The organism is Chenggangzhangella methanolivorans, from assembly GCF_019797865.1.
In the GTDB taxonomy this organism is placed as follows: Bacteria; Pseudomonadota; Alphaproteobacteria; order Rhizobiales; family Methylopilaceae; genus Methylopila; species Methylopila methanolivorans.
Genome location: NZ_CP081869.1, coordinates 3,935,937 through 3,949,443 on the forward strand (window position 1 = coordinate 3,935,937; position 13,507 = coordinate 3,949,443).

Consider the following 13,507-nt stretch of genomic DNA (forward strand, 5'->3'; position numbering starts at 1 on the left):
ACATGAGGACGTTTGATGCCATCGTCGCCCTTCGCCGAGGAGCTGGTCGCGCTTCTGCCGCGCCTGCGACGCTTCGCGCGTTCGTTGTGCGGCGACGCGACGCTCGCCGACGACCTGGTGCAGCTCGCCTGCGAGCGGGCTCTGAAGGCGCAAGACACGTTCGAGGAGGGCACGCGGCTCGACGCCTGGGCCTTCCGCATCCTGCGGAACGTCTGGCTGGACGGGATCCGCAAGAAGAAGAGCGAGGGCGTCTCCGAGCCTGTCGAGGACGCCGTCGAGCTTTCGGGAGAGGACGGACGGCGCGTCGCCCACGCTTCGCTCGCCGCTTCCGCGGTGTTCGAGGCGATGGCCCGGCTCGCGCCGGACCACAGGGAGGTCCTGACGCTCGTCTGCGTCGAGGACATGAGCTACCGCGAGGCCGCCGAGAAGCTCGGCGCGCCGATCGGAACGGTGATGAGCCGTCTTAGCCGGGCCCGGAGGGCGCTCGGCGAGGCGCTCGGGCTTGCGGACGGCGAGAGTCCGCTCGAAGGAGCAGAGGCTGGCGGGTCATGATGACCGGCGATACGAGGACCGGCGACATGAACGGACACGAGATTTCCGACGAGCGGCTTGCAGCCCTCGCCGACGGCGAACTGCCGGAGGCCGAGGCCGCGAGCTTGCGCGCGCGCATCGTCGAGGATGTCGACCTCGCCGAACGCTATGCGCTGTTCGTCGAGACCCGCGAGCTGCTCGCGCCGGAGCCGTCGGCCGAGGCGGACGAGGGCCTCGACCGTCTCGCCGCCGCGCTTCGCGGCGCGAGCGCGGCCGAGCAGCCTGCGGCGCCTCGGCGCTTCGGCGTGATCGAGGGCGGAGGAGCCTCTCAGCCTGCGGCCGCGCCTGCGAGCGCGCCCGCCGCGCGGCCTGCGCCGCGCTTCCGTGTCGCCGCGCCCGCGCTCGCCGCCTGCCTTGCGCTCGCGGTCGGCGGCGCGCTCGGCTTTTCGGTCGGGCGCAGCGGGACGACGACCGGGACGGCGGGCGGGATCGCAGCGATCTCGGGCGCGCCCGCGGCAGACGTCGCGCTCGCCTCGGCGCTGGAGAAAACGCCGAGCGGTGAACGGCTCGCCTGGACCGACGACGGCGCGAAGCTCAAGGGCGCGGTCTCGGTCGTCTCCACGCATCGTCTCGGCGACGGGCGTCTCTGCCGCGAATACGAGATCAGCGTCGAGGCCGCGACGGGGCGGTCGTCGGGCTCGGCTGCCGCGCTCCGGCCGGCGGCTGGACGACCGAGGCGCTGGCGCGCAGCGCCGGCGGGTCGGACTACGCGACCGCATCGGGGCGAGCGTCATAGAAGGCGCGATCGAGCGCCTCGGCGGCGAGGGCGCTCTGCCGCAGGACGATGAAAAGGGCCTCATCGCCGGAGGCTGGAAGAGCGGTTCGTAGCGATGCGCGAGCGCGGCCTCGGCTATTCCGCTGCGGCCGCGCCGGGCTGCGCGGCGCGCTCGCCTCCCAGAAGGCGGCCGAGCCGGTCCAGATAGAGATAGACCACTGGGGTCGTGAACAGGGTCAGGATCTGGCTCACGAACAGGCCGCCCACCATGGCGTAGCCGAGCGGCTGGCGAATCTCGTAGCCGACCGCGTGGCCGAGCATCAGCGGCGCGCCGCCGAGCATCGCCGCCATGGTGGTCATCAGGATCGGCCGGAAGCGCAGCATGCAGGCCTTGCGGATCGCCTCATGCGGGGCGAGCCCCTCGTCGCGCTGCGCGGGCGAGCGCGAAGTCCACCATCATGATCCCGTTCTTCTTCACGATGCCGATCAGCAGCACGATGCCGATGAGCGCGATCAGCGAGAACTCGAAGCCGGCGAGATGCAGCACCCCGAGCGCGCCGACGCCGGCCGAGGGCAGCGTCGAGAGGATCGTCAGCGGGTGGACGAAGCTCTCGTAGAGAATGCCGAGGATGGTAGACCGCGACCAGCGCCGCCAGGATCAGCAGCGGCACGGTCGAGATCGAGGCCTGGAACGCCTGCGCGGTGCCGGCGAAGGAGCCGACGAGCGAGGCCGGCGCGCCCAGCCGTCGCATCGCGCTCTCGATCGCGGCCGTGGCCTCGCCGAGCGACTTTCCCTGCGCGAGGTTGAAGCTGATGGTGACCGCCGGAAAGAGCCCCTGGTGGTTGATGGTGAGCGGCGCGGTCTCGTCTCGCGACCATGAGGCGAGCGCCGAGATCGGCACCTGCTCGCCATTCGCCGGCGAGCGGACGTAGAGCCGCCGCAAAGTCTCGACGTCGCCGCGCTCGGCTTGCGGCGCCTCGAGGATGATCTTGTAGGTGTTGAGCTGGGTGACGACTGCGCCACCTGCCCTGGCCGAAGGCGTCGTAGAGCGTGTCCTGGATCGCCTGGGGCTGGATGCCGTAGCGCGAGGCCTGGTCGCGGTCGATCTTGAGCGTCAGCGTGGCGCCGGAATCCTGGCTGTCGGTCGCGACGTCGCGGAGTTCGGGAAGCCCCCGCAGCGCCTCGAGCGCCCGCGGCGCGAATTCGTCGAGCGTCTCGAGGTTCGCGTCCTGCAGGACGTATTGGTACTGCGTGCGCGTGCGACGTCCGCCGAGCCGCACGTCCTGCGCCGATTGCAGCAGCAGCGTCGCGCCCGGCACCTCGGCGAGCTTCGGACGCAGCCGCGCGATCACCTCGTCGGCGGTCACGTCGCGGTCGGCGTGGGGTTTGAGCTGGATGAAGCCGCGGCCGGCGTTGGGCGCCTGTGCGCCGCCGCCCGCGCCCACGAGACTCGCCACCGTCTCGACCGCGGGATCGGCCAGCACGATCTTGTCGAGCTCCCGCTGGAGCCGCGCGAGCTCTCCTGAAGAAACGTCCTGCGCGGCTTCGCTCGAGCCGGTGATGAGGCCGGTGTCCTGCTGCGGGAAGAACCCCTTGGGCAGCGTCGAACAGCCAGCCGGCCGTCCCGATCGTTGCGAAGAAGACGAGCAGCGTCAGGAACTGGTGGCGAAGCACGACGTCGAGCGCGCGGCCGTATCCCTTCAACGTGGCGTCGAAGCCGCGCTCGACGACGCGATAGAACAGCCCGTGGCGGCGCCCGTGCTCGTCCTTGAGGTGACGGGCCGCGAGCATCGGGGTGAGCGTCAGCGACACGACCGCCGAGACCGCGATGGTGATCGCGACCGTCATGGCGAATTCGCGGAACAGCCTTCCGATCAGCCCGCCCATCAGCAGCAGCGGGATGAAGGCTGCGACCAGCGACACCGAGATCGAGACGATCGTGAAGCCGATCTCGCCCGCGCCTTTCAGCGCCGCTGGAAACGGCTTCATGCCGTCCTCGATGTGGCGGGCGATGTTCTCGATCACCACGATCGCGTCGTCGACCACGAAGCCGACCGCGATCACGAGCGCCATCAGCGACAGATTGTTCAGCGAATAGCCGAAGCCGTACATCACCGCGCAGGCGCCGAGCAGCGAGATCGGCACGGTGATGGCCGAGATCGCGGTCGCGGCGGCGGACCGCAGGAAGACGAAGATCACCAGCACCACGAGGACGATGGCCTCGATAAGCACCTTCTGCCTCGGCCAGAGAGGCGCGGATGGTCGATGTCCGGTCGCTCATGATCGCGACCTTGAGCGAGGGCGGCAGCGAGGCGGTGAGCCGCGGCAGCTCCGCCTTCACCGCGTCGACCGTCTCGACGACGTTCGCGCCCGGCTGCTTGCGGATCACGAGGAAGAGCCCGCGCTGGCCGTTGACCCAGGCGGCCTGGAACTGGTCCTCGGGGCCCGTCACCGCCTGGCCGACGTCCCGCACCCGGATCGGCGCGCCGCCGCGATAGGCGAGCACCACGTCGTTCCAGCGCGCGGCCTGCGTGAGCTGGCCGTCGGAATAGATCGTGAAACTGGCGCCGCTGGCCGTCGATCACGCCGTTCGGGCTGTCGGTCGAGACGGTGGCCATGACGCCGCGGATCTCTTCCAGCGTCAGGCCCTTGGCGGCGATCTGGCGGGGTCGATCTGCACGCGGATGGCGGGCTTCTGCTCGCCCGCGATCGTCACCTGGCCCACGCCCTTGATCTGGCTGATCTGCTGGGCGAGCCGGCTGTCGGCGATGTCGTTGGCTTCGACCAGCGGCATTTCCTCGGAGGTGATCGACAACAGCAAGATCGCGCGTCCGCCGGGTTGGTTTTGCGATAGCTCGGCGGGGAGGGGAGGTTGGGCGGAAGGTCGCCGGCAGCGGCGTTGATCGCCGCCTGCACGTCCTGGGCGGCTGCGTCGATGTTACGGTCGAGGTCAAACTCGGCGGTGATCGTGGTCGCGCCGATCGCGCTCACCGAGGTGAGCTCGTTGAGACCCGGGATCTGCGCGAACTGCCGCTCCAGCGGCTGCGCGACCGAGGACGCCATCGTTTCAGGCGAGGCGCCCGGCAGGCTGGCGGTGATCTGGATCGTCGGAAAATCGATCTGAGGCAGCGGCGCCACCGGGAGGCGCAGGTATGCCGCAAGGCCAGCGATCAGGATCGCGGCCATCATCAGCCATGTGGCGACGGGCCGGCGGATGAAGGGGCCGGAGACGCCGCCGCTCGCGACGGGAGCCTCGGGGCCGCTCACGGCGCGCCGGTCTTCGGGGCGCCGTTGGCGGCCGCCGGCGCCTCGGCGCGCGGCGCTTCGGAGACGTCGAGCCGCGCGCCTTCCGCGACCCGCGAGGCCCCGGCGGCGACGACGCGCTCGCCCGTCACGAGCCCGCGTCACCACCGCGAGCCCGCCGGCCTGCAGCGACACGGTGATGGGCCGGCGCTCCGCCGAACCGTCGTCCTTCACCACGAAGGCGAAGGCGCCTTGCGGCCCGCGCTGAAGCGCGTCGTCGGGGATTGTGACGACGTTCTCGAGCGCGCCGACGCTCGCCGTCACGCTCACAGATTGCCCGGCCAGAGGGCGCCGTCGGCGTTGGCGAAGGTGGCCTTGGCCTTGAAGGTGCCGGTCGTCTGGTCGATCTGACTGTTGAGCACGCTGAGCTCGCCGCGCCCGAGCTGACGTCCGTCGGCGAGCTCGCGACGGCCTCGACGCGGCCGCGCCGCAGCGCCGCGGAGACGTCGGGAAAGTCGCGCTCGGGCAGGGTGAAGACGGCGGTGATCGGGTCGGTCTGCGACAGGGTGACGATGCCGGTGGCGTCCGACGAGCGCACCAGATTGCCCTTGTCGACGAGGCGAAAGCCCGCGCGGCCTCTCATCGGCGCCCGGATCGTGGTGTAGTCGAGCTCGATCTGCGCCGCCTCGACCGCGGCCCTGTCGGCCTCGATCAAAGCTTTCAGCCGCGCGACCTCGGCCGCCTGGCTGTCGACCTGCTGGCGCGAGGCGAAGTTCGACTGGGCGAGCTGCCTGAGAGCGCGCGAGATCTCGTTCGGCGTTGGAGAACTGGGCCTCGTCCTGGGCCTGCTTGGCCTTGGCCTGATCGAGCGCCGCCTTGTAGGGCCGCGGGTCGATCTGGACGAGAAGGTCGCCCTCCTTCACCTCGCGGCCTTCCTCATAGGCGAGCTCGACCACTTCGCCGTCGACGCGGCTGCGGACCGTGACGACGTTGAGCGGCTGGATCACGCCGAGGCCCGAGAGAACGAGCGGAACGTCGGCGCGCCGCGCCTCCACGGCCGTGACCGGAATGGCGGGCTTCGGCCGGGGCGCGGGCGCGGCGCCGCCGGCGTCGCGCTGAAAATGCCAGACGCCGACGCCCGCAGCGGCCGCGATCGCGACGGAGACGAGGGCAATTCCAAGACGCGCCATGAACTGAGCTCCAGAGCCAAGTCATACCACACGGCGTGCGCAAGAGGACCATTTCAGGGCTTTGCGAACGCCGTCGTGATGCTTGGCGTTAACGACCGCTCGTTCGGCCGCGCCGCCCGCGACGACGGGGGCGATCGTTGCCCCTCGGCAACGCGGCTGCCCGAAAGCGACGGGCGACGGAAGGCGGCGACGGGGGCGGCCGGAGGGGCGTGGCGGTTCAGAATTTAGAGGGTTCGGGCTTGCATCCGCGCTCAAACGCGAGGCGCTGCGAACGCGTGCTTGGAATCGATATAATTCATTGGCGTTGCACGTGAATTTCTGGCCGATCTAATCGTCTCGAGCTTGGCGTCAGGCCAGGCCTCCCGAGACGCGCCCGAATATGAGCTTCGATCGCCGGACTGAGATCGACGACGTTCGTTCCGAAGGCCAGACCACGCCTTCGAAGCCGCGCGGCCCTGCGCGGCCTCGCCCTGCGCCGGATGGGCGTGGGCGTCGATGAGGTGGGATCTTTCGTCGCTGTTCCGGCGCCACTCGAAGGAGATCGTCCGGTCGCTGCGCCGACGCGGCTTCGACGCGGAAGCCGCCGCGGACCTCACCCAGGACGCTTTCCTGAAGGTTCTGGCCTCTCCGCCCGCCGCCGCGACCGGAACCGACAATCCGCGCGCCTATCTGTTCGAGGTCTCGCGCACGCTCGGCCTCAATCATCGCCGGCGCGAGGCGCTGCTTCCGGTCGCCGATCTCGGCGAGGAAGCGCTCGCCCAGATCGCCGATCCGTTCCCCTGCGCCGAGACGGCCGTCTATTCCCGGCAATGCCTCCAGCAGATGGCCGAGGCGCTCGGCGAGCTGCCCGAAAAGACGCGCAGGGCTTTCGAGCTCCACCACCTTGAGGGCCGCACGATCGCCGAGGTCGCCGACGAGCTCGGCCTGTCGAACAGCCGGACCTGGGAGCTGATCCACCGCGCCTATCGGCATCTTCTGCTGCGCGTGGACGCCTTCTGACGTTTTTGGGCTATAGGGAGAAAATTCGCGCTCCTCGTTTGTACCAACAGGGCGGAGGGCTTCGCGGCCCGACAAGTCGGCCCTGGAAGGTCATGGATGGACGAGGCGCAGGACAACGAACGGCTGGTCGACGAAGCCATCGACCTTGTCATTCGTCTCCAGAGCGACCCCGACAATCCCGTTCCGGCCGAGATGGCGCGCGCCTGGCGCTCCCGCAGCCCGCTTCATGAAAAGGTCTGGGCCCGCGTCGCCCGCATCCACGGGGCCTCGGGCCAGGTTCTGACGAGCGAGCGCGACGCGGCGCGGCGCGCACGGGGCGCCAGGACGAGGCGGAGCGTCATGGTCGGCGGCGTCGCGGCGCTCGCCGCCCTTGGAGCCGGTTCGGTCGTCGCGCCGCGGCTCCTCCTTGGCGCGCGCGCCGACCACATGACCGCGACCGGCGAGATCCGCCGGATCGAGCTGCCCGACGGCAGCGTGGCGCTCGGACCGACGCGATCGGGCTGGAGTTCAGCGCGCAGGTTCGCCGCGTCGAACTGCTCGCCGGCATGTCGTATTTCGACGTGGCGAAGGACGCCGGGCGGCCCTTCGTCGTGCAGAGCGGCGAGGTGACCGCGACCGCTCTCGGCACGGCTTTCGATCTGTCGAGCGACGCAGGCGTCGTGACCGTGGGCGTCGGCCACGGCCTGGTGGAGGCGCGCGCGCCGGCGGCCTCGCTGTCGAGCGGACGGCGGCTCGGGCCCGGCGACAGCCTGTCGTTCGACGCGTCTTCGGGGGCGGTCGACCTGCACCAGATGGCGGAAGGCCAGATCGCGGCGTGGGCGGGACCGCACGATCGTGGCCGAGCGGGAGACGATTTCGGCGCTCGTCGCCCGGATCGGCCGGGTTCCGGGCCGGATCGTGATCGCCGATCCGTTCGTCGGGTCGCAGCGGGTCAGCGGGATCTACGACCTGCAGGATCCGATCCGCGCGCTGCAGGCCGTCGTGCATCCAGCGGGCGCGCAGGTGCGCGAAATCTCCCCTTTGCTGACGGTCGTTTCGCCCCTCTGAAAAAACTTTCGCCCGGGGGCGAATATTCCGGGCCGCCGATTGTAACAGCCTCAGGAGGAGCGCGGCGCCCGGGGGCTGGCGCGGATCCTCCGACTGTTCGATCAGGCGGAGCGGCTCGACGATGGCGCGGGGGACGGGGAGACGAGGGCGCTCGCGGCGGGCCGGCGCAGGCTGGCGGCCGCGCTTCTGTGCGCGACGGCGATCGGGATCGCGTCGGGCGCCGGGACCGGGCCGGCCGCGGCCCAGTCCGCGCGGACGCCGTTCGACATTCCGGCCGGCCCGTTGAGCCAGGCCCTGACCATCTACGGGCGTCAGGCGGGCCTCCAGGTCACCTATCTGGCCTCGATCGCAACAGGCAAGACGTCCGGCGGCTTCTCGGGCTCGGCGACGAGCGGCGAGGCGCTGGGGCGGATCCTCGCCGGCTCCGGGCTCGCCTATTCGTTCACGAACTCGACCACGATCGCGATCGTCGCGCAGGAGGCGACCGTCGACGGCGCCGCGGCGGAGGACGGTGCGACGCCGCTCCAGGCCATCGCGGTCCAGGGCGTCAATCCGAACTCCACGCTCGGCGCCCCTCCACCCTCCTTACGCCGGCGGGCAGGTGGCGACCGGCGGCCCAGCTCGGCATGCTGGGCGACCGCAGCGTGATGGACACGCCCTTCAGCCAGACGAACTACACAAACAAGACGATCCGCGACCAGCAGGCGCGCACCGTCAACGAGGTGCTGTCGAACGACCCCTCGATCATCACCACCGCGACGGGGGGGCGCAACGACGCCGAGTTCATCCGCGGCTTCCAGAACATCTCGACGACCGGCACGCGCAGCCTGAACGGGCTTGCGGGCATGGCTCCGATCGAGTTTCCGTCGGCCGACTACATCGACCGGGTCGAAGTGCTCAAAGGGCCGAGCGCGCTCCTCAACGGCATGGCGGCGGCGGGCTCCGGCGCGATCGGCGGGACCGTCAACCTCACCACGAAGCGGGCCTTCGACGAGCCGCTGACGGAGCTCACGACCCGCTACCTCTCGGACTCGATGTTCGGCGTTCATGCCGATGTCGGACGCCGCTTCGGGCCGGACGGCGCGTTCGGCGTGCGGATCAACGGCAGCGTCGACGGCGGCGACACGCCGGTCGACCGCCAGGAGGCCCACCACAGGGCCGCGGCCATCAATCTCGACTATCGCGGCGAGCGCGTCCGCGCTGCGATCGACATCGCCCACCAGAGCCAGCGGGACAGCCCGCGCGCGAATTTCGCCAGCGTCCGGTCCGTGCTGACCGACTTCAGCTTCAAGGTTCCGGACGCGCCCGACGGCGACAAGAGCCTGTTTCCGGACTGGGACAAGGGCCGTTCGGAGAACACGCTCGGCATGGCGCGCGTCGAGGTCGACGTCGCCGAGAACATCACGGCCTACGCCGCCATCGGCGGCCAGACATCCAAGAAGCGCTTCGTCGTCGGCGGTCCGGCGACGTTCCGCAGCGACGGGACGTATTCGCTGACGCCCTACTGGCAGAAGTCCGACTACGACGTGCTGTCGATGCAGGGCGGGGTCAGGGCGACGGCCACCACCGGACCGATCGAGCACCAGCTCAACCTCAGCCTGTCGCGCGCCGAATTCGAGGAGAAGAGCGCGTTTTCGTCCAGCGCGCCCTTCATCGCGGGCACGATCGACGACCCCGTCTTCCCGGACGGCAAGCCGACGCTGACCGATCCCGGAAAGCCCAAGACGGTGAACGAGACGACGGTGCAGAGCATCGGCGTCGCCGACACGCTGTCGTTCCTCGACGATCGGATCCTGTTCACCGCGGGCCTGCGCTACCAGGAGGTCAAGGTCGACACCTGGAACGCCTCGACCCGCGTCCAGGCCCCGGGATATGACAGCGACGCCTGGAGCCCGGCGGTCCGCCCTGGTGGTGAAGCCCTGGGAGAACGTCTCGATCTACGCCAGCTACATCCAGGGCCTGCAGGCTGGCCAGACCATCAACGAAGCGACTTACGCCAATCCCGGCGTCCTGCCGCCGTTCGTCAGCAAGCAGTACGAAGCCGGCGTGAAGGTCGATTGGGGCATGGTGACCACGACCTTCGCGGCGTTCCAGATCACCCAGCCGAACACCACCATCACCCCGGCGGCCCGGCCGGGCGACCTGCCGACGCTCGACCTCGACGGCGAGCAGCGCAACCGCGGCGTCGAGATCAACGCCTATGGCGAGATCGTCGAAGGCGTGCGCCTGCTCGGCGGCGTCACCTTCCTCGACGCGGTGCAGACCAAGACGACCGGCGGAGCGCTCGACGGCGAGCGGGCCTACGGCGCGCCGAAGGTGCGCCTAGTGATCGGCGGCGAGTGGGACACGCCGTTCGTCGACGGACTGACGCTGACCGGGCGCGTCACCCACACGAGCGACCAGGTGGTGGTGAATTCGCGCCCAGACCTGAAGATCCCGTCCTGGACCACGGTCGATCTGGGCGCGCGCTACGTGCTCCTGTCGCCCGTCGACGACAAGCCGATCACGCTGCGCTTCAACGTCGACAACGTGTTCGACAAAAACTACTGGAAGGGCGGATTCTCCAATGGATTCCTGTCGTTGAGCGATCCGCGGACCTATCGGCTGTCGACGACGTTCACGTTCTGATGCAGGACGGACGGCGACGCACCCGCCCGGGGATGTGGGCGGGCCGGACGCTCCGGCCCGCATTGCTGTTCGCGCTGGCTTTCGGCGCGATCGCTGTCGCCGCATCGAACGCGCGCGCCCAAACCGTCGTGACGGACGTCGCCGGGACGGCAGGTCGAGATCGCGGGTCCCGCAAAACGGATCATCGTCGAGGCGCCGGGCTATTATCCGGCGCTTGCGCTGCTCAGTCGCGACGCGGCCGATCTCGTCGTCGGCGTCGGGGCCACCGAGAGCCGGGGCCAGTTCGAGGCGGAGCAGGACCTCGCCGGAAAGCCCCGCCTCGGCACGATGTCGTTCGGCACGTTCGCGGTCGAGACGGCGCTCGCGCTGAAGCCCGACCTTCTGATCGCCACGCTCGCCGGCCCCGGACAGCAGGACGCGGTGGAGCGCGCCTTCGCGGCCGCGGGCGTGCCGGTGCTCTATGTCGATTTCTTCGTCGACCCGGCCAGGAACACGATCCCGAGCATCGAGCTCGTCGGCGCCGCGATCGGGGCGGAGAAACAGGCCGCCGCGTTCGCCGACTTCCATCGCCGCCGCATCGCGACCATCGTCGAGCGGCTCGCGGCGGAAAAGCCCGCGCGCCCAAAGCTCATGATCTACAGGCGATCGGCCGACGGAACCTGTTGCTGGTCCTTCGCCAAGGGCTTCATGTCGCCGTTCTTCGACATGCTGCGCGTCCGGAACATCGCCGAGGACAAGCTGCCCGGCATGGTCGGCCAGCTCAGCCTCGAGGCCGTGATCGAGAGCGACCCGGATATTTTCGTGGCGACCGACTGGTCGTTCTGGGCCGAATCCCTGTTCGGGCCGGAGCGGACCCGCGAACAGACGCTTGCGCGGCTCGAAGCGACGACCCGTCAGCCCGGCCTCGACGGTCTCGCGGCCGTCGCGAGCGCCGCGTGCACGCGATCGACACCACGCTGATGCGCTCGCCGCTCAACGTTCTGGCGGTCGAGCTCTTCGCCAAGTGGAGACACCCGACCCTGTTCGCCGACATCGACCCGCAGAAGAGCCTCGACGAGATCAACGGCCGCTTCCTCGCGAGGCCGCTCAAAGGATCGTTCTGGGCGAGCCTCGACGCCCCGTCCGAGACGTCTTCCGGGACCGCCCCGTGAGCCCCGACGCCGCCCAGCTTGACGACCGCGCCGGCAGACGCGAGGCCGTGCTCGCGGCCTACGAGCGGCGGACCTTGCGCCGCGTCGTCATCGTGGCCGTGCTCGCCGCCGTGCTCTTCGTCTCGTTCCTGTTCGATCTCGCGACCGGCCCGTCCAGCCTCGGGATCGCCGAGACGATCCAGGCGATCCTGAGGCCTGGCGAGGCGAGCCGCAGCACCCTCGCCATCGTCTGGAACGTGCGGATCCAGCCCGCCGTCATGGCGGTGCTGGTCGGGATCGCGCTGTCGCTCGCGGGCGCGGAGATGCAGACCATCCTCAACAATCCGCTGGCGAGCCCCTTCACGCTCGGCGTCTCGTCGGCGGCCTCGCTCGGCGCGGCGCTCGCCATCATCCTCGGCGTCGGCCTGCCGGGCGTGCCGGCGAGCTGGATCGTCACCGGCAACGCCTTCCTGTTCGCCTTCGGCTCGGTCCTGCTGCTGCAGAGCCTCACCCGCATCCGCGGCGGCGGGCCGGACAGCCTCGTGATGTTCGGCATTGCGCTGGTCTTCACCTTCAACGCGTTGGTGGGCCTCCTCCAGTTCGTCGCCTCGGCCCAGGCGGTCCAGCAGCTCGTGTTCTGGGGCATGGGAAGCCTCGGCCGCGCCAACTGGGAGTCGATCACGATCCTGGCCCTCGTGATCCTCGTCACCGCGCCGTTCTCGGTCGGCGCGTCGTGGAAGCTCACCGCGCTGCGGCTTGGCGAGGACCGCGCCCGAAGCTTCGGCGTCGACGTCGCCCGGCTGCGGTTCTTCTCGCTGCTGCGCGTCAGCCTTCTGGCCGCGACCGCGGTCGCCTTCGTGGGAACCATCGGTTTCATCGGGCTCGTCGGTCCGCACATCGCGCGCCTGCTCATCGGCGAGGACCATCGCTTCTTCCTGCCCGCGAGCGCGCTAACGGGCGCGGCCGTGATGTCGCTCGCCGACCTCGCCAGCAAGGCGATCATGCCGGGCGTCATCATCCCGATCGGCATCGTGACCTCGCTCGTCGGCCTGCCCGTCTTCTTCGCGCTGATCTTCCGGCGGCGGGGAGCGGCTGTGACCGACGGCGCGCGATCGCTCAAGGTCTCGGGGCTGAGCGCCGGCTATCGCAACCGCCCGGTGCTCAAGGACCTGACGTTCGCCCCGCTCGAGCCCGGCAAGGTGACGGCGCTCGTCGGCCCGAACGCGGCCGGCAAGTCCACGCTGCTGCGCAGCCTCGCGGGCCTCGTGCCGGCGTCCGGCTCCATCCGGCTCGGCGATCTCGACCTCTCCGCGCTCTCGCTCGCCGAACGCGCCGGCCATGTCGCCTTCATGCCCCAGACGCTGCCGCAGAACGCCGAGCTTTCGGTGCTCGAAGGCGTGATCGGCGCGCTCAAGGCCTCGCCGCTCGCCGACCTCGACGGAAGCAGCCCCGAGACCCGCCGCCGCGCCGTCGAGGTGCTCGATCGCCTCGACATCCTCGACCTCGCGATGGAGGGGATCGGGCGGCTGTCGGGCGGCCAGCGGCAGCTTGCGAGCCTCGCCCAGGCGATCGCGCGCGCGCCGCACCTTCTCCTGCTCGACGAGCCCACCAGCGCGCTCGACCTGCGCCACCAGCTCGACGTGATGACGATCGTGCGCGCGCTCGCGCGGGAGGGCCGGATCGTGGTGGTCGTGCTGCACGACCTGACGCTCGCGGCGTCCTGGGCCGACCATCTCGTCGTGCTGGACCGGGGCGCGGTGGCGGCCGAGGGTTCGCCCGATCAGGCCTTGTCGCCGGCGGTGCTTTCGGCTGTCTACCGGGTTGAGGCGCGCGTCGAGCGCTGCTCGCGCGGTCGTCTCCATGTCATGGTGGACGCGCCTGCTGTCTCCGCCGCGTCAGGCGTCCCGGATCGAGATGGCTGATCTGTCGGTTCGGTTCTCGTCGATCCGCTCCACAGGTTTAG

Annotated in this window: 16 protein-coding genes and 8 pseudogenes; 12 read left to right on the forward strand and 12 right to left on the reverse strand. The window is 70.2% G+C overall.

What is annotated here, in order from left to right; translation table 11 throughout:
* Positions 1-15 precede the first annotated feature (15 nt).
* On the forward strand, positions 16-552 hold the full coding sequence (locus tag K6K41_RS20550; RefSeq protein WP_261402047.1) for an RNA polymerase sigma factor: 537 nt from the start codon (positions 16-18) through the stop codon (positions 550-552).
* 26 nt (positions 553-578) lie between these two features.
* The gene (locus tag K6K41_RS20555; RefSeq protein WP_261402048.1) at positions 579-1,379 is read left to right on the forward strand and encodes a hypothetical protein; all 801 of its coding nucleotides are present in this window, start codon (positions 579-581) and stop codon (positions 1,377-1,379) included.
* 62 nt (positions 1,380-1,441) lie between these two features.
* Here K6K41_RS20555 and K6K41_RS30665 read toward each other — a convergent pair whose 3' ends face one another.
* From K6K41_RS30665 to K6K41_RS31045, 10 genes and pseudogenes are all read right to left on the reverse strand, one after another.
* Positions 1,442-1,690: an efflux RND transporter permease subunit gene (locus K6K41_RS30665; protein ID WP_428978537.1), complete on the reverse strand. Its 249-nt coding sequence runs from the start codon at positions 1,688-1,690 to the stop codon at positions 1,442-1,444.
* Positions 1,691-1,709: 19 nt separating this feature from the next.
* Positions 1,710-1,937, reverse strand: coding sequence for an efflux RND transporter permease subunit (locus tag K6K41_RS30670; RefSeq protein WP_428978609.1), 228 nt, complete (start codon positions 1,935-1,937; stop codon positions 1,710-1,712).
* Between the two features lie 61 nt (positions 1,938-1,998).
* Positions 1,999-3,539: pseudogene (locus K6K41_RS30675) on the reverse strand (efflux RND transporter permease subunit); the annotation flags it as partial.
* Between the two features lie 64 nt (positions 3,540-3,603).
* Positions 3,604-4,101 (reverse strand): annotated as a pseudogene (locus tag K6K41_RS30680) (efflux RND transporter permease subunit); the annotation flags it as partial.
* Positions 4,020-4,574, reverse strand: a complete 555-nt coding sequence (locus tag K6K41_RS30685) for an efflux RND transporter permease subunit (RefSeq protein WP_428978538.1) — start codon at positions 4,572-4,574, stop codon at positions 4,020-4,022. The pseudogene K6K41_RS30680 and the gene K6K41_RS30685, both read right to left, overlap by 82 nt.
* Positions 4,571-4,702, reverse strand: coding sequence for a hypothetical protein (locus K6K41_RS20565; RefSeq protein WP_261405895.1), 132 nt, complete (start codon positions 4,700-4,702; stop codon positions 4,571-4,573). Before K6K41_RS20565 ends, K6K41_RS30685 begins: the two co-directional genes overlap by 4 nt.
* A gap of 67 nt (positions 4,703-4,769) precedes the next feature.
* Positions 4,770-4,880: pseudogene (locus K6K41_RS31030) on the reverse strand (permuted SH3 domain-containing protein); the annotation flags it as partial.
* Positions 4,877-4,972 (reverse strand): hypothetical protein, encoded by a 96-nt coding sequence (locus tag K6K41_RS31035; protein ID WP_487308376.1) that lies wholly within the window; start codon positions 4,970-4,972, stop codon positions 4,877-4,879. The pseudogene K6K41_RS31030 and the gene K6K41_RS31035, both read right to left, overlap by 4 nt.
* Before the next feature lie 296 nt (positions 4,973-5,268).
* Positions 5,269-5,415 (reverse strand): annotated as a pseudogene (locus K6K41_RS31040) (hypothetical protein); the annotation flags it as partial.
* Positions 5,399-5,740 (reverse strand): annotated as a pseudogene (locus K6K41_RS31045) (efflux RND transporter periplasmic adaptor subunit); the annotation flags it as partial. The pseudogenes K6K41_RS31045 and K6K41_RS31040, both read right to left, overlap by 17 nt.
* Positions 5,741-6,235: 495 nt before the next feature.
* Here K6K41_RS31045 and K6K41_RS20575 point away from each other — a divergent pair.
* From K6K41_RS20575 to K6K41_RS30690, 6 genes and pseudogenes are all read left to right on the forward strand, one after another.
* Positions 6,236-6,739, forward strand: coding sequence for an RNA polymerase sigma factor (locus K6K41_RS20575; RefSeq protein ID WP_261402050.1), 504 nt, complete (start codon positions 6,236-6,238; stop codon positions 6,737-6,739).
* Between the two features lie 96 nt (positions 6,740-6,835).
* A pseudogene (locus tag K6K41_RS29665) lies at positions 6,836-6,934 on the forward strand (FecR family protein); the annotation flags it as partial.
* Positions 6,935-7,284: 350 nt separating this feature from the next.
* Positions 7,285-7,371 (forward strand): annotated as a pseudogene (locus tag K6K41_RS29670) (hypothetical protein); the annotation flags it as partial.
* Between the two features lie 202 nt (positions 7,372-7,573).
* Entirely contained in the window at positions 7,574-7,786 is a 213-nt protein-coding gene (locus tag K6K41_RS29675; RefSeq protein ID WP_315855064.1) for a hypothetical protein, read from the forward strand.
* 282 nt (positions 7,787-8,068) lie between these two features.
* Complete coding sequence (locus K6K41_RS20585) at positions 8,069-8,434, forward strand: STN domain-containing protein (RefSeq protein ID WP_261402051.1); 366 nt, start codon at positions 8,069-8,071, stop codon at positions 8,432-8,434.
* A gap of 56 nt (positions 8,435-8,490) precedes the next feature.
* Positions 8,491-8,667: pseudogene (locus K6K41_RS30690) on the forward strand (hypothetical protein); the annotation flags it as partial.
* A gap of 296 nt (positions 8,668-8,963) precedes the next feature.
* Here the strand turns inward: K6K41_RS30690 and K6K41_RS20595 are convergent.
* Entirely contained in the window at positions 8,964-9,188 is a 225-nt protein-coding gene (locus K6K41_RS20595) for a hypothetical protein (RefSeq protein WP_261402053.1), read from the reverse strand.
* A 117-nt stretch (positions 9,189-9,305) separates the two neighbouring features.
* On the reverse strand, positions 9,306-9,554 hold the full coding sequence (locus K6K41_RS20600; protein WP_261402054.1) for a hypothetical protein: 249 nt from the start codon (positions 9,552-9,554) through the stop codon (positions 9,306-9,308).
* A gap of 140 nt (positions 9,555-9,694) precedes the next feature.
* Between K6K41_RS20600 and K6K41_RS20605 the strand changes: the two genes are divergently transcribed.
* The 4 genes from K6K41_RS20605 (at position 9,695) to K6K41_RS29680 (ending at position 13,466) form a co-directional block, all read left to right on the forward strand.
* Positions 9,695-10,414 (forward strand): TonB-dependent receptor, encoded by a 720-nt coding sequence (locus tag K6K41_RS20605; protein WP_261402055.1) that lies wholly within the window; start codon positions 9,695-9,697, stop codon positions 10,412-10,414.
* 219 nt (positions 10,415-10,633) lie between these two features.
* Positions 10,634-11,374, forward strand: coding sequence for an ABC transporter substrate-binding protein (locus K6K41_RS20610; RefSeq protein WP_261405799.1), 741 nt, complete (start codon positions 10,634-10,636; stop codon positions 11,372-11,374).
* Positions 11,350-11,565, forward strand: coding sequence for an ABC transporter substrate-binding protein (locus tag K6K41_RS20615; protein WP_261402056.1), 216 nt, complete (start codon positions 11,350-11,352; stop codon positions 11,563-11,565). The genes K6K41_RS20610 and K6K41_RS20615 overlap by 25 nt, the downstream gene beginning before the upstream one ends.
* Positions 11,562-13,466, forward strand: a complete 1,905-nt coding sequence (locus K6K41_RS29680; RefSeq protein WP_315855065.1) for an iron chelate uptake ABC transporter family permease subunit — start codon at positions 11,562-11,564, stop codon at positions 13,464-13,466. Before K6K41_RS20615 ends, K6K41_RS29680 begins: the two co-directional genes overlap by 4 nt.
* Positions 13,467-13,507: the final 41 nt, after the last annotated feature.